The organism is Bradyrhizobium sp. (genome assembly GCF_030693485.1).
Lineage (GTDB): Bacteria > Pseudomonadota > Alphaproteobacteria > Rhizobiales > Xanthobacteraceae > Bradyrhizobium.
In genome coordinates this window covers 1-14,248 of sequence record NZ_JAUYAN010000162.1, presented here as the reverse complement: position 1 = coordinate 14,248, position 14,248 = coordinate 1, and the positions used below count along the sequence as shown (strand labels likewise).

19 protein-coding genes are annotated in these 14,248 nt (G+C 64.0%); 13 read left to right on the top strand and 6 right to left on the bottom strand.

Features of this window, described 5'->3' with window-relative positions:
* The 3 genes from Q8N40_RS11950 to Q8N40_RS11940 all read left to right on the top strand — a co-directional run.
* The coding region (locus Q8N40_RS11950) for a (2Fe-2S)-binding protein (protein WP_305711955.1) at positions 1-296 on the top strand (296 nt) is incomplete at its 5' end.
* Entirely contained in the window at positions 293-2,554 is a 2,262-nt protein-coding gene (locus Q8N40_RS11945; protein WP_305711954.1) for a xanthine dehydrogenase family protein molybdopterin-binding subunit, read from the top strand. The genes Q8N40_RS11950 and Q8N40_RS11945, both read left to right, overlap by 4 nt.
* Positions 2,555-2,712: 158 nt before the next feature.
* Positions 2,713-3,456 (top strand): enoyl-CoA hydratase/isomerase family protein, encoded by a 744-nt coding sequence (locus Q8N40_RS11940; RefSeq protein ID WP_305711953.1) that lies wholly within the window; start codon positions 2,713-2,715, stop codon positions 3,454-3,456.
* 28 nt (positions 3,457-3,484) lie between these two features.
* Here Q8N40_RS11940 and Q8N40_RS11935 read toward each other — a convergent pair whose 3' ends face one another.
* Together Q8N40_RS11935 and Q8N40_RS11930 are read right to left on the bottom strand one after the other, a co-directional pair.
* On the bottom strand, positions 3,485-3,616 hold the full coding sequence (locus Q8N40_RS11935; RefSeq protein WP_370870912.1) for a hypothetical protein: 132 nt from the start codon (positions 3,614-3,616) through the stop codon (positions 3,485-3,487).
* Between the two features lie 29 nt (positions 3,617-3,645).
* A complete protein-coding gene (locus Q8N40_RS11930) occupies positions 3,646-3,918 on the bottom strand; it encodes a transglycosylase (RefSeq protein WP_305711952.1) in 273 nt (90 codons plus the stop codon).
* Positions 3,919-4,093: 175 nt separating this feature from the next.
* Here Q8N40_RS11930 and Q8N40_RS11925 point away from each other — a divergent pair, with 175 nt between their 5' ends.
* The gene (locus tag Q8N40_RS11925; RefSeq protein WP_305711951.1) at positions 4,094-4,354 is read left to right on the top strand and encodes a hypothetical protein; all 261 of its coding nucleotides are present in this window, start codon (positions 4,094-4,096) and stop codon (positions 4,352-4,354) included.
* A 224-nt stretch (positions 4,355-4,578) separates the two neighbouring features.
* Here the strand turns inward: Q8N40_RS11925 and Q8N40_RS11920 are convergent, their stop codons facing one another.
* Entirely contained in the window at positions 4,579-5,502 is a 924-nt protein-coding gene (locus tag Q8N40_RS11920; protein ID WP_305711950.1) for a ketopantoate reductase family protein, read from the bottom strand.
* 129 nt (positions 5,503-5,631) lie between these two features.
* On the opposite strand from Q8N40_RS11920, the gene Q8N40_RS11915 reads away from it, so the two are divergent.
* Positions 5,632-5,847, top strand: coding sequence for a hypothetical protein (locus Q8N40_RS11915; protein ID WP_305321300.1), 216 nt, complete (start codon positions 5,632-5,634; stop codon positions 5,845-5,847).
* A gap of 200 nt (positions 5,848-6,047) precedes the next feature.
* Complete coding sequence (locus tag Q8N40_RS11910; RefSeq protein WP_305711949.1) at positions 6,048-6,263, top strand: hypothetical protein; 216 nt, start codon at positions 6,048-6,050, stop codon at positions 6,261-6,263.
* Positions 6,264-6,283: 20 nt separating this feature from the next.
* Here the strand turns inward: Q8N40_RS11910 and Q8N40_RS11905 are convergent, their stop codons facing one another.
* Positions 6,284-6,550 carry a hypothetical protein gene (locus Q8N40_RS11905; RefSeq protein ID WP_370870911.1) on the bottom strand — a complete coding sequence of 89 codons (267 nt, stop codon included), beginning with the start codon at positions 6,548-6,550 and terminating at the stop codon, positions 6,284-6,286.
* A 268-nt stretch (positions 6,551-6,818) separates the two neighbouring features.
* On the opposite strand from Q8N40_RS11905, the gene Q8N40_RS11900 reads away from it, so the two are divergent.
* Positions 6,819-7,004 (top strand): hypothetical protein, encoded by a 186-nt coding sequence (locus Q8N40_RS11900; protein ID WP_305321298.1) that lies wholly within the window; start codon positions 6,819-6,821, stop codon positions 7,002-7,004.
* A gap of 19 nt (positions 7,005-7,023) precedes the next feature.
* On the opposite strand, the gene Q8N40_RS11895 is transcribed toward Q8N40_RS11900, so the two are convergent.
* On the bottom strand, positions 7,024-8,469 hold the full coding sequence (locus Q8N40_RS11895; protein WP_305321297.1) for a short-chain fatty acyl-CoA regulator family protein: 1,446 nt from the start codon (positions 8,467-8,469) through the stop codon (positions 7,024-7,026).
* Positions 8,470-8,673: 204 nt separating this feature from the next.
* Here Q8N40_RS11895 and Q8N40_RS11890 point away from each other — a divergent pair, with 204 nt between their 5' ends.
* From Q8N40_RS11890 to Q8N40_RS11880, 3 genes are all read left to right on the top strand, one after another.
* Complete coding sequence (locus tag Q8N40_RS11890) at positions 8,674-10,311, top strand: isocitrate lyase (protein WP_305711948.1); 1,638 nt, start codon at positions 8,674-8,676, stop codon at positions 10,309-10,311.
* 30 nt (positions 10,312-10,341) lie between these two features.
* The gene (locus Q8N40_RS11885) at positions 10,342-10,551 is read left to right on the top strand and encodes a hypothetical protein (RefSeq protein WP_305320098.1); all 210 of its coding nucleotides are present in this window, start codon (positions 10,342-10,344) and stop codon (positions 10,549-10,551) included.
* Positions 10,552-10,766: 215 nt separating this feature from the next.
* Positions 10,767-11,324, top strand: a complete 558-nt coding sequence (locus Q8N40_RS11880; protein ID WP_305320097.1) for a hypothetical protein — start codon at positions 10,767-10,769, stop codon at positions 11,322-11,324.
* Here the strand turns inward: Q8N40_RS11880 and Q8N40_RS11875 are convergent.
* The gene (locus tag Q8N40_RS11875; protein ID WP_305320096.1) at positions 11,321-12,211 is read right to left on the bottom strand and encodes a metallophosphoesterase; all 891 of its coding nucleotides are present in this window, start codon (positions 12,209-12,211) and stop codon (positions 11,321-11,323) included. The two genes, Q8N40_RS11880 and Q8N40_RS11875, sit on opposite strands and share 4 nt — an antisense overlap.
* A 147-nt stretch (positions 12,212-12,358) precedes the next feature.
* On the opposite strand from Q8N40_RS11875, the gene Q8N40_RS11870 reads away from it, so the two are divergent.
* The 3 genes from Q8N40_RS11870 to Q8N40_RS11860 form a co-directional block, all read left to right on the top strand.
* On the top strand, positions 12,359-12,844 hold the full coding sequence (locus Q8N40_RS11870) for an NUDIX domain-containing protein (RefSeq protein WP_305320100.1): 486 nt from the start codon (positions 12,359-12,361) through the stop codon (positions 12,842-12,844).
* A 65-nt stretch (positions 12,845-12,909) separates the two neighbouring features.
* Positions 12,910-13,845, top strand: a complete 936-nt coding sequence (locus Q8N40_RS11865) for a glycosyltransferase family 2 protein (protein ID WP_305711947.1) — start codon at positions 12,910-12,912, stop codon at positions 13,843-13,845.
* A 71-nt stretch (positions 13,846-13,916) separates the two neighbouring features.
* Positions 13,917-14,248 (top strand): GNAT family N-acetyltransferase (locus Q8N40_RS11860; RefSeq protein WP_305711946.1); only part of this gene is annotated, 332 nt, incomplete at its 3' end.

Sequence of the window (14,248 nt, the reverse complement as noted above, 5' to 3'; positions counted from 1 at the left end):
TGATGCTCGCGGTCGAGTCTGAAGGCCACCAGCTGCAGACCATCGAGGGCATGGCCCACGGCGACAAGTTGCATCCGCTGCAGCAGAAATTCCTGGAAATGGCGGCTCTGCAGTGCGGCATCTGCACGTCAGGCATGCTGGTCGCATCCGACGCGCTGCTGCGGAAGAATTCGAAGCCGAGCGAGGAGGAGGTGCGGTTCTGGCTGGCCGGCAATCTCTGCCGCTGTACCGGTTACGACAAGATCGTGCGGGCGGTGATGGAAACCGCCGATGAAATGCGGGAGGCAGCGCAATGAACGTCGTTACCAACAACAAGTGGATCGGCCAGAGTACCATCAGGCCCGACGGCGCCGACAAGGTCACCGGCCGCGCGGCCTACGCCGCCGATACCAACATGCCCGGCATGATCTGGGGCAAGGTGCTGCGCAGCCCGCATCCGCACGCCCGCATCAAATCGATCGACACCTCGAAGGCCGAGGCGCTGCCCGGCGTCAAGGCGGTGGTGTCGGCGCGCGATGTCGTCGACTTCCCGATCGACAAGTCGGTCATGCTCGGCATCCAGGACATGCGCTGGATGTGCCGCAACGTGATGGCGCGCGAGAAGGCGCTGTTCCCCGGCCACCCCGTCGCGGCGGTGGCCGCCACCACGGAAGCAATCGCGGCGCAGGCCTGCGATCTGATCGAGGTCGAATACGAAGTGTTGCCGTGGGTGATCGAGATCGACGACGCGATCGCGCCGGATGCGCCGATCCTGCACGACTTCATGAAGTTCGAGGGCAAGCCGTCCAACATCGGCGGCCGGCTCGAGGTCAAGAAGGGTGACGTTGCCGAAGGTTTTGCGCAGGCCGAAGTGGTCGTCGAGCGCAGCTTCACCACCCGCCCGGTGCATCAGGGCTATATCGAGCCGCACGCCTGCCTGGTCAGCGTCGGCGCCGACAACAAGACCACGATCTGGAGCTCGAGCCAGGGCCAGTTCATGGTGCGCGCGATGACGGCGTATCTCACCGGCATTCCGCAGAGCGACATCCGCGCTATCCCCGCCGAGATCGGCGGCGGTTTTGGCGGCAAGACCATCGTCTATCTGGAGCCGCTGGCGACACTGCTGGCGAAAAAATCCGGCCGTCCCGTCAAGATGGTGATGACCCGCGAGGAAGTGATGCGGGCGACCGGGCCGACGTCGGGCTCCAAGAGCACGGTCAAGATCGGCGCCAAGAAGGACGGTACCATCGTCGCCGCCCAGGGCACCTTTTATCTGCAGGCCGGCGCGCTGCCGGGCTCGCCGATCCGCGGCGCGGTCGGCTGCAGCTTCTCGCCCTACGAGATCCCGCATGTGCTGTCGGTCGGCTTCGACGTGCTGTCCAACCGCTCCAAGGTCGCGGCCTACCGCGCGCCCGGCGCGCCGATCGGCGCCTATGCGGTGGAGTGCGTGCTCGACGAACTCGCCGAAGCGCTCAAGATGGATCCGCTGGAGTTGCGGCTGAAGAACGCCGCGAAGCAAGGGACAAAAGCCGCGTTCGGCCCGGTGTTTCCGCGCATCGGCTATGTCGAGACGCTGCAAGCCGCGAAAGCTCATCCGCATTACACCGCGCCGCTCGGAAAACTACAGGGCAGGGGCGTTGCTTCCGGTTTCTGGTTCAACGCCGGCGGCGAATCCTCGGCGCAGGTCAACATCACCGAGGACGGCAACGTCGTGGTCACCACGGGCCATCCCGATGTCGGCGGCTCGCGCGCCGCGATCGCCAACATCTGTGCCGAGCTGCTCGGCATCGACTACAAGCGGGTGTCCGTCCTGATCGGCGACACAGCTACCATCGGCTTTTCGAATCTCACCGGCGGCAGCCGCGTGCTGTTCGCCTCCGCGATCGTGGTGACGCAATCGACCGACAAGATCATCACCACGCTCAAGGAGCGCGCCGCGAAAATCTGGGACATCGATCCCGAGGCGGTGAAATGGGAAAACGGCGCGGCGCATCCGGCCAGCCCCAACGCCGGCCAGTTTGAACCGCTGACGCTGGCCGAACTCGCGGCCAAGGCCCCGACCATGGGCGGGCCGATCGGCGCCGGCGTGCAGCTCAATACCGAAGGCGCCGAGGGCGGTTTCGGCACCCACATCTGCGACGTCGAGGTCGATACCGAACTCGGCATCGTCCGCGTGATCCGCTACACCGCCGTCCAGGACGTCGGCCGCGCAATTCATCCGGGCTACGTCGAGGGCCAGATCCAGGGCGGCGTCGCGCAAGGGATCGGCTGGGCGCTCAACGAGGAGTACATCTACAACAGGAGCGGCAAGGTCGATAACGCCGGCTTCCTCGACTATCGCATGCCGGTCTGCTCCGACTTGCCGATGCTCGACTGCGTGATGGTCGAAGTGCCCAATCCGAAGCATCCGCAAGGCGTCAAGGGGGTCGGTGAAGTGCCGCTGGTCCCTGTGATGGCCGCCGTCGCCAACGCCATCTACAACGCGCTCGGCAAACGCTTCTACAGCCTGCCGATGTCGCCGCCGGTGGTGCTGGAGGTGCTCGACGGGCCGGAGACGCGTCAAGCCGCAGAGTGATGTGCGCGTGTGACGTCCACTCCGCTTGTCGGCACCCGCGAAAGCGGGTGACCCGGTATTCCAGCGACGTCAGCGATTGGTCGATACGCCGCGGCGTACTGGGTCCTCCGCTTTCGCGGAGGATCACAGCCCTGGCAAGACGATAGCGGGGAGCATCCATGCAAGAGGTACTGGTCGAGAATTACGCCGACGGCACCACGCTGATCACCATCAACCGGCCGGAACGCCGCAACGCGATTTGCGCCGAGACGGCGCTGCTGCTGCAGAAGGCGTTTGTGGATTTCGAGCGCTCGCCGACGCAGAAGGCCGCGGTGCTCACCGGCGCCGGCAATGAGGCGTTTTCCGCCGGCGCCGATACCGGCAACTTTCCCGAATTGTGGCGCTGCATTCCCACCGTCGGCTTCGAGACCACCAAGCCGGTGATCTCGGCGGTCGGCGGCTGGTGCATCGGCGGCGCATTGGTGCTGTCGATGATGTGCGATCTCACGGTGGCGGCGGAGAATGCCAAATTCTCCTATCCCGAGGCGCGGTTGGGATTTACCGGCGGGCTGATTGCCGGGTTGGCGGCGCGGATTCCGCACAAGATCGCGATGGAGATGATGCTGCTGTGCCGGGTGCTCGATCCGCAACGCGCCTTCAATATCGGCCTCATCAACGAGGTGGTGCCGACGGGACAGCAGGTTCCGGTCGCGCTGAAAATGGCGCGTGAAATGGCCGAATTCTCGCCGCTGGTGCTGAAGACGCTGAAGCGCTTCGTCACGGAGGGCGTCTTGCCGCAGGGACCGTCGGAACAATCCGGCCGGGCCCAGCGCACGCTGTATGAGGTCAAGGAAAGCGAGGACGCCGTCGAGGCGACCGCGGCGGTGAAGCAAAAGCGCAAGGCGGTCTACAAGGGACGCTAGCCGGATGGCTTCGCGCGGGCGGGCGCCTTCACAGCCGGTCGATGGCGGTCCGGTTGCGGCCCCTCGCCTTGGCGGCATAGCGCGCGCGGTCGGCGCGCGCCAGGATGTCATCGGATGAATCGTCCGGCGCGAGCGCGGCAACGCCGGCGGAAATCGGCACGGCCGTGTCGATCGCGAACGCGTGCCAGATTATTTGGCCATCCGCCAGGCGAACAGCACCGCGGCCGCGCCGAGCGCCGCGGCGATGACCGCCATCGCCAGCCCGCTGCCGAGCGCCAGCAGCACCGCGATGTGAAAGCCGATGAAGGCGCCGGCAATTCCCACCAGCGCGCTGGTGATGATGCCCCGGTTTCCGGAGAACTGGCGGGACAGCCATGACGGCCCCGCGAGCCGGTCGAACAGCAAGCCGGCCACAATGCCAATGGCGAGGATGACGATGAACGTGACGGCGGGATCGCGCATGCGGGTCACCTCGGTGGTTGGAAGGGGTCCAGGCAAACGTCGGGTTGCGCTGGCATTCAGCGTCGAACTGCGGGAAGGGTGCACCTTTCCGCAGGTAAAGTCCAAGCGAAGTCCAGGATAAAAGCGAAATCGACGAACTGGTTCGCCGGTTCAGCCCTTCAGCGCCTGCCGCTGCTTGCTCAGCGAGCCGCGCCGGCTGATCTTCGCCTTCGCGATCCGGACCGCGTCCGCCCGGATGGATTGCTTCTTCGAAACCTTCTTCGGCTTCCTGTTCGTGTCGGCTGACATCGGCTGCGATTGCATCAACGTGATCGAGCCGTGCTCGAAAGGCTGCACGCTCATGGGACCAGTCAACGGTGGCTTCGGCCGGGGCATGCTTGACAACGCCGTGCGGGCGAACTGGTTCAATCCTGCCTCTGAAGAAAACCGGCTTTGAAATCAGCGCCGTTGGCTCGGAGCCGCGCGTCCTTGCGGCGTCATCGAACGGCAGCGTGGCAGCCCTCTAGGCTTCGATGGGCACCGATCCGATCGAACGGCGACCCAGCTCGGGCGGCCACCCGGGCTGGGCCATTCCTCACGGAACGGTGCCATTATAAACGATCGGGCTAATACAAGATGGGTTTTGGCCCTTTGCGAAACCGCTACGCCCTCGTCCCTCACTCACCCCATCCTCCCCATCACATACGGCTTCAGCATCGCATGCATCACGCTGTGCGTTGGGGTCGGCACGCCCAGCTGCTTGCCCAGCTCCGCGACCTTGCCGCCGAGCCAGGGCAGCTCCAGCCGGTTGCCGCGTTCGAGGTCGAGCGCCATCGAGGCTTTCATGGTGGGCGGCGCGTGGCTGTTGAATTCCAGGATTTTCGCGAGTGCATCTGGCGGCAGCGTCACGCCGCGGGCGCGTGCGACGTCGATCACTTCCTGGTGGGCGGCGATGAAGACCGGGCGGATATCGGGGTCGTCGCGCAGCTGGCCGATCGGCTGGCGCGCCAGCGCGGTGATGCTGGCGTTGGTGGCGAGCAGGACAAACTTCATCCAGAGGTCGGTCAGGATCTGATCGCTCAGGGTGGCATCGAAGCCGGCCTTCTGGCACAGCGCGAGAAAATCCTCGGCGCGCTGGCTGCGTTGGCCGTCGAGCTCGCCGAAGATCATGCGCATGAAGGTACCGACCTGGGTGATGACGCCGGGCGCGGTGATCGAGGCCGAGATCTGCGCCACGCCGCCCATCACGGCGCGCTCGCCCAGGATCGGGATCAGCCGCTCGGGCGCATCGATACCGTTCTGCAGCGGGATCACGGCGGTGCCGGGACCAACCAGCGGCTTGATGCGCTCGCCCGCGCTTTCGACGTCCCACAGCTTGACGCAGAACAGCACGATATCGACCGGGCCGATCCGGGCGGGATCGTCGGTCGCCTTGGTCGGCACCAGATGGCTGTCGCCGCGGGGGCTAGCCACTTTCAGACCCGCGCCCTGCATGGCGGCGAGGTGGGCGCCGCGCGCGATGAACGTGACATCGGCTCCCGCCGTCGCCAGCGCGGCGCCAAATCCGCCGCCGACCCCGCCGGCGCCGACTACCGCGATCCGCATGGTTTTCTCCCTGATTGAACGTTTTCGAAGCGCTGCCCGCAGATTGCCACGCCGGGGTGCCAATACGGATCGCAACAAGGTGTGTATTCCCTGTTGCCGAACCATCGCACGTTGTTCCGGAGGTGGCGAATGAACAAGTTCCTGAAATGCACCGCAGCCCTGTTCGTCCTGCTCACCGCGACCGAGGCGTTGGCGCGCGGGGCGGCCCAGAGCATCATGAATTCGCCCGGCTATCAGCGGCGCCTGCAGGAATCCCGGGGCTACGTCCCCAACCAGTCGGGGTCGGTTCTCTCGACGCGGCCAACGCGCGCCTACCATCCCCCGAAAAAGCGCTACCGCCATTGATGCGGCGCTGCTCTGTGTCGCAATCGAACAGCTCGCCGGTTCCTTCGCGGCGACGCGTCTTGTGCTTACCGGCGACCGGCACGTGAATTAGGATTGGCGCTAACGGGGCGGGCGGTTTTTTCGGCAATTCATTTTTGGTGCCCCGGCGGGACTGCGGGATGTGATGCGGCGTAGCCCTTTTGGTTGGCGGGGGCGTGGCGATGAGTGTCGAAAAAATGCCGGATCAGCGGCTGATTCACTACTACGAGAACATCCGGCAGCAGGCCGATGCCGACCGGGCACTCAAATTCCATTTCACCGCGGCACCGACCATCCGCGATTATGCCGACCGGCGGCGCAATGAGATGATCCGGCGGCGCCTGCAGCACAGACCGATCGACTGGCCGTCGTCACGGACCGGCAGTCCCGGCCGCTAGCTGAAGCAGGCGATCTTCGGTCACTTGGTCGAGGCGACCGGATCCTTCGGGCACTGGGGAATGGTGGAGCGGGCGAGCTTGGCGTCGTCGAGCGATTGATAGGGGCCGCTTGAAAACGAGGTGAGGGGATTGTCCATGACCGGATTGGAGGTCACGATCTCGCATGTCCCGGCGGTCAGATTGCCGACGACCCAGAATCCCTTGTAGTCCGGCCAGGTCGCAAGACCCGCGGTCGGGCCGGCGCAGGTCAAGGCTGCCAGCAGAATCGACGTAAGCAGCGATTTCATCGTCTTGCTCCTTGCGAGCAGTCCCCGGGCAGACAGTCGCCGGTACCCCGAAAGGTTCGGCCTGGCAATGCGCCGTCGTGGATCGTGGTAAATCCGCCGGGCATCGGGACCGGCAATCTCTAATCGACTTCGATCTTCTTTGCTTGCACCGGCGCGGTAAGGTTGACCGGTTAGCTTAACCGGCGACTTCAATTGCGACGCCAGCGGCGGGCGCTATCCTGTGAGGCGCCGGAGATTTTCCCTCCGGCATGTTTTTTCGGAAACCAACATGCTCGCTGAAGGCCGGGAGCGATTTCGAATACTGGGCCTGAGCCCGAAACCGGCATGGGCCGAAGTCTGGCATCTGTGGAACGTGATCATTCCCCGGCGATCGATCACCGGCCGCCTGCTGACCGGCCAGGTCTGGCGCCGCCACGACGGCCGCCGCTGGATCTACAAGAAGTTCATCGAATAGGGCAGGTGACGATTGCCCCTCACAACTCCCTTGCATTCGAAAACGCGAACGAACTCACTCGTCGCGTGTTCTCGTCGAGAATTAGCGTCCGCGTGATCGGCGGCTCTGCGCGCTGGCTGCAGTTTTCACGTTCGCAGAGCCGGCAGTTGACGCCGATCGGGGTGCCCTCGGCTTTTTCCAGGTCCATCCCGGTGGCATAGACCAGCTTGGTCGCGTGGCGGATTTCACAGCCGAGGCCGATGGCGAAACGCGGCTGCGGCTGCGGGTGCGGCGCCACCGGCCGGCGCACCATCTGTGCTATCGAGAAATAGCGCGTGCCGTCGGGCAGTTCGATGACCTGCTTGAGCAGCCGGTCCGGCGTATCGAAGGTCGAGTGCACGTTCCACAACGGGCAGGTGCCGCCGAATTTCGAGAATGGAAACGTGCCGGAGGAGAATCGTTTGGACACGTTGCCGGCATTGTCGACGCGCAGCAGGAAGAACGGCACGCCGCGCGCATTGGGCCGCTGCAGCGTGGTCAAGCGATGGCAGACCTGTTCAAAACCGGCATTGAAGCGTTGCGCCAGCACGTGGACGTCGTAGTTCAGCGCCTCCGCCGCGCCATGGAACGACTGATAGGGCATCATCACGGCAGCCGCGAAGTAGTTTGCCAGCGTAATGCGGTACAGCCGTCGCGGCGTATCGTCGAGCGGTCCGGCGCGGTTGACGATGGCATCGAAACTGCCGCTGCTTTCGGTAAGGCCGATCTGGAACGCGAGCTGGAAGGCGCGGCCGGGGCTGTCCACCAGTTCGGAGATCAGCAGTTGCCGGCGATGCCGGTCGAACCGCCGCAGCGTCTCGCGCATGACATCGACCGGCATGATGCGGGTGACGACCGAATGTTTTTCACGCAGGCGCGCCGCCAGGGCCGCGAACAGTTCTTCCGCGGGCACGTTCAGTTCGTCGCGCAGGGCTTCGGCAGCCTGCTCCAGTTCGGGGAAATAATTGCGGTTGGCCTCGATCAGGTCGCGGATGCGCTCGATCGGGTTGGCTTCGTAGCGGGTGCCTTCGTCGCGGTCGGCCATTTGCGCCGCCACCATGGTCTCGCCACGGCGGGCTTCGGTATAGGCGGCATAGAGGCGCTGCAGGGAATGCGTCACACCGGGGCACAATTCGGCGAGGTCGCGCAGTTCCTGTTTCGGCAGGTCGATCTGCCGGAACAGCGGGTCGGAGAAGATCTCGTTCAGTTCGGCGAAGAACCGGTCCTCGTCGGCGGTGGCGAGGTCGCGCAGATCGAGGTCATAGGTCTCCGCCAGCCGGAGCAGCAATTGCGCCGTCACCGGTCGCTGGTTGCGCTCTATCAGGTTGATATAGCTCGGCGAAATCTCCAGCCCCTCGGCCATCTGGGTCTGCGACAGCCCCAATTGCTGGCGGATTCGCCGGAACCGGGGCCCGACGAACAGCTTTTTTGCGGAATCGTTGGCCATGGCTATGCCCTGTTTGTGACAAACGTGACAACGTGACATCTATGACAAGTTTGTATGTTACATGACATCACCATTAAATGACAAGGCATCTATACGAATTTCGAAGTTTAGCGTTTAGCTCTCGGCACTTTCGCACTGCACTGTCACGAATGTCGATTGATCAGTGGCGAACAGATTTTACGACACCGAGAAGGGATCATGCACATGAACTACCAGCCACGCGGGATCAGCGACCAGGCTATCCAGGGTCCGGCTTCCTATCTGAGCGAGCTTGCGGCCGCCGAGGCGCTGCTCAAGACCCAGCCGACCTGGAACGGCGTCACCGCCGAGGCCGTGGCGCGCATGCGTCTGCAGAACCGCTTCAAGACCGGCCTGGACATCGCCCGCTACACCGCGGCGCTGATGCGCAGCGACATGGCTGCCTATGACGCCGATCCCACCAAGTACACCCAGTCGCTCGGTTGCTGGCACGGCTTCATCGCGCAGCAGAAGCTGATTTCGGTCAAGAAGCATTTCGGCAAGACCGATCGCCGCTATCTGTATCTGTCCGGCTGGATGATCGCCGCCCTTCGCTCCGATTTCGGACCGCTTCCCGATCAGTCGATGCACGAGAAGACCTCGGTGCCGGCGCTGATCGAAGAGCTCTACACCTTCCTGCGTCAGGCGGACTCCCGTGAACTCAACGATACCTTCCGCGCCATCGACGCCGCCCGCAAGGCAGGCGACCAGGCGAAGGAAAAGGCATTGATCGAAAAGGTCGACAACTTCCAGACCCATGTCGTGCCGGTCATCGCCGACATCGACGCCGGTTTTGGCAATGCGGAGGCGACCTATCTGCTCGCCAAGAAAATGATCGAAGCAGGTGCATGCGCCTTGCAGATCGAAAACCAGGTCTCCGACGAAAAGCAGTGCGGCCATCAGGACGGCAAGGTGACCGTTCCGCACGAGGTGTTCCTGGCGAAGATCCGGGCCTGCCGCCATGCCTTCCTCGAACTGGGCGTCGAAGACGGTATCGTCGTGACCCGCACCGACTCGCTGGGTGCCGGCCTGACGCAGCAGATCGCCGTGAGCCACAAGCCCGGCGACCTCGGCGATCAGTACAACAGCTTCCTGGATTGCGAGGAAGTGACTGCCGCCAACGCCAAGAATGGCGATGTCATCATCAACCGCAACGGCAAGATGATGCGTCCGAAGCGGCTCGCCAGCAATCTCTACCAGTTCCGCGCCGGAACCGGCGAAGATCGTTGCGTGCTCGACAGCATCACCTCGCTGCAGAACGGCGCCGACCTGCTTTGGATCGAGACCGAGAAGCCCCATATCGAGCAGATCGCCAAGATGGTCGACCGCATTCGCGAGGTCATTCCGAACGCGAAGCTGGCCTACAACAACTCGCCCTCGTTCAACTGGACGCTCAACTTCCGCTGGCAGGTCTACGATGCGATGAAGGAAGCCGGCAAGGATGTCAGCAAGTACAATCGGGCCGAGCTTATGAAGCCGGAATACGACGATACGCCGCTGGGCATCGAAGCCGACGAGCGCATCCGCACCTTCCAGGCCGATTCAGCCAAGCGTGCCGGCATCTTCCACCATCTGATCACGTTGCCGACCTATCACACGGCGGCTCTGTCGACGGATAATCTCGCGAAGGAGTATTTCGGCGAGCAGGGCATGCTGGGCTATGTTAAGAGTGTCCAGCGCGAGGAGATCCGTCAGGGTATCGCCTGCGCCAGGCATCAGAACATGGCCGGCTCGGATATCGGTGACGATCACAAGGAATACTTCGCCGGTGAAGCCGCTCTGAAGGCGGGCGGCGCCCACAACACGATGAACCAGTTCGGCTGAGTAACAGCCGGTCAAGAGCAGGAGACTATCATGACCAAAGGCAGCAATTTCTGGGTGATTGGCGGCGAGTTCGGCTCGATGAACTTCCACAAGCTCGTGGAAGGCTCCTCGCAGGTCAAAGGGCCCTTCAAGACCCGCAAGGAAGCCGAAGACTGCTGGAAGGAGATTTCGGAAGAGAACCGCCACAAGGCCGGCGTGCGCTTCTCCATCGTGGAAGAGCCCGCCCGCGTTTCGGCGTAAGGCTAGCTGCCAAGTACTGGAAGAAGACGTCCAGGGACGAGAGCGGCCCCATTCGGTAACCCCGAATGGGGCCGCTCGCGGTTTTGCTCTTCTCGCTCTCCCCCCAACCACGAGCCCAGAGGCCTAAATCATTGGGAACAAAGAACATTTGCGCAAAACGTGGTTGCTGATAGGTTAACGCTTCGAAAACCCTCAGGACGAAGGCGGTCAAGCGGATGTCAGACGCGCAGAATACCGGGAGCCAGGCCGTCAGCCCCATGCGTCCAGTCCGTCTGCGCGATGCCCTGCGGCAGGCGCGGATCGAGGCCGCCGACCGCACCGGTGTGGTGGTCGATCTGCGCGACGCCGAAGTGGCGCGGCTGGAAATTCTCAACGACGCGCTGGAGCCCTTGTTTGCGCAAATTCCCGAAAAGGTCGACCTGTTCGACCGCGGCATCAGCCATGGCGATACGCCCAGGCTGTGGATCGACATCGTCGCCCATGTGCTGATGGGCCGCGACAAGCGTATCTACCGCTTCGTGCAGGATACCCGCTTCGGCCGCATCGTGATCGCGGAGTCGCATGACGTCGCCGCCATCGTCGATGCCGTCACCGACTATGTCGCCCGCCGCATGATCGAGCGCGAGCACGCGCTGGTGGCGACGCCGGCGCCCGAGCCGGTCGTCGTCGAGAAGAAGCGCCGCAGCGGCTTCTGGACCTTCGTGCTCGGCTTCCTCGCCGGCGCGATCGCGCTGTTCGGGCTGGCGCTGTTCGCGACCTTGCGGAATCTCTAGATCAGCCGCGTCTGCCTGATCTGGCGGACGCACAGCGTATCGTCGATGCCTCTCACGGTGTGTTCGCACCGCCAGGCATCGCCCTCACGTGCGATCGCGAACAGATTGTAGGCTGCCGCCGGATGCCAGTCATGCGCGATCGCGGAGGCCGACGGCACGCCGATCGTGGGAATCTTGCCTGCCGGTCCGTCGATCCAGATCGTGGAATGAACGTGATCGTGCCCGTGCAGAACCAGTTCCACGCCGTAGCGTCCGAGCAGAGCAAGCAGTTCGGGCGCATCGGTCAGGCGCTTGTCCCACGCATCCGACCGCAGCGGGTGATGCACCAGCAACACGCGAAAGGCCTGCTCGGCCAAGAGCCTGGAAAGCAGGCGATCGAGCGCGTCGAGCTGGATGCGCCCGAGCCATCCGGTTGCCTTCAGGGGCGGCGTGGGCACCGCCGAGGAGACGCTGATCAGCGCCAGCGGTCCGCGCCGGCGCAGCGATGGAAACGCGGCGCCAGCGTCAGCCGCATCGTCGCCGCGGAGATAGGGCGCGAAGGCCTCCGCAAAACGATGCTGCGTGGCGCGGACATAGGCATCGTGATTGCCCGGAATTACCGTGACCCGGTCGGACGGACCGACGCCCTCCAGCCATGTCCGCGCCGGCTGAAACTCGGATTCGAGCGCGAGATTGACGAGGTCGCCGGTGACCGCGATGTGATCAGGCGTTTGCGACCGCATATCCGACACCAGCGCGTCCAGCACGTCGCGCCGGTGGAACTTGCGGCGATTGCGCGTCCAGTTGAGATAGCCGAACGCGCGCTTTCCCACGAGTTCGCCGGGCCGTGGCCGCGGCAGTGGCGGGATATGCGGATCGGATAAATGCGCCAGCGTGAACGCCGCCATCAGGTGCGTCCGCCTCGATCGCCGCTTGGTTCACGCCGCTTCACGATCATCTCGTGTTGCCCTCCCAAATCCCGCCATGTATTGGCAAGCAGGCCGCCGCAAGGCAAGGATCAAACGCGAGGTCAGCTATTGGAGCCTTCGATGGCGATGAACCTGCAGAAGCTGCGAACGACGCTTGAGCCGGCGCTGCGGCGGGTTTTCCATCTCTATTGGCGGTTCGCCCGCGGCATGACGCTCGGGGTCCGCGCCGTGGTGCTGGACGGCGATAACAGGATATTTCTGGTCAAGCACAGCTACGTCTCCGGCTGGCATCTGCCGGGCGGCGGCGTCGAGACCGGCGAAACCTTTCGCGAGGCGCTGCGCCGCGAACTGGCGGAGGAGGGACGGATCGAGCTTGCCGGCGAGCCTTCGCTGCATGGCCTGTTCCTCAACAGCCATGTTTCCCGCCGCGACCACGTCGCGGTCTATTTGGTCAGGCAATTCAGCCAGGACCGGCTGCCCGAGGCCAACCGCGAGATCGTCGCCTGCGGCTTCTTCGACGCCGCGGCCCTGCCGGAGGAAACGACTCCGGGCACCCGTCTGCGGATTGCGGAAGTGCTCGGGGGCAGGACGCCGATCGCAACGTGGCGTTAGCGGGCAGCAACCGGTAAAAGCGTGCGCGACCTCATGACAAGCCTGATTCGGCTGATAAAGCGGCGATGATCACACCGACGATGCGCATTGCGGTTCTGGTGCCGTGCTTCAACGAGGAAGCCGCGGTTGCGACCGTGATAGCGGATTTTCGCAAGAGCCTGCCCCAGGCCCAGATCTTCGTCTACGACAACAATTCGTCGGACCGTACCATCGCGGTGGCGCGCGAGGCGGGCGCCGAAGTGCGCAGCGAACGCCGCCAGGGTAAGGGCCATGTCGTCAGGCGGATGTTCGCCGATGTCGATGCCGACATCTATGTGCTGGTCGATGGCGATGCGACCTACGACGCCGCCAGCGCGCCGCGCATGATCGAGATGCTGCTGTCGGATCATCTCGACATGGTGGTGGGTTTTCGCGTCGACCAGGCTGTCGCCGCGTACCGGCCCGGCCATCGCACCGGCAACTGGATGCTGACCAGCTTTCTCTCCGCGGTGTTCGGCCAGGCCTTCAGGGATATCCTTTCCGGCTATCGCGTGTTCTCGCGGCGCTTCGTCAAATCCTTCCCGGTGCTGTCGGACGGTTTTGAAATCGAGACCGAGCTCAGCGTGCATGCGCTGGAGCTGGCGCTGCCGGTCGCCGAAATCGAGACGCCCTATTATGCCCGGCCGGAGGGATCGTTCAGCAAGCTCAACACCTGGCGCGACGGATTTCGCATTCTCGGCACCATCCTGAAGCTCTACCGGTCGGAAAAGCCGCTGCGCTTTTTCACCGCCATCGGAATCTTCCTGACGCTGATTTCGATCGGCCTCGCGCTCCCCGTCATCTTCACCTATCTTGAGGAAGGCGTCGTTCCGCGGCTGCCGACGGCTGTGTTGTCGATGGGCCTGATGATTCTGGCGGTGCTGTCGGTATCGTCGGGCCTGGTGCTCGATACCGTGACGCGTGGACGCCGGGAGATGAAGCTGCTGGCCTATTTGTCCCAGCCCCCGGTTATCAGGAACTGATAAGCCAGGGGAATTTAGCGCTGGGTGGGCGATAGACCGCGCGACCGCCAGATGCTATTCCGCGCCCCAGCATGAGCGACCTCTCACTGACAATATTGGCCGAGACCCCCAGCGACGCGCTGCCGATCGAACGCCTGCACCAGCGCACCTTCGGGCCCGGCCGTTTCGCGCTGAGCGCCTACCGGCTGCGCGAGCATGTCGACCATCTGCTCGACCTGTCGTTCACGGCCCGGATCGGCACGCTGCTGGTCGGCTCTGTCAGGCAATTGCCGATCTGCATCGACGATACCAGGGCCTTGCTGCTGGGGCCGCTGACGGTCGAACCGCCGTTCCGCAGCCGCGGCGTCGGCCGCAAGCTGCTGGATCGCGCATTGAATGACGCCAGGGCCAAGGGGCATCGCCT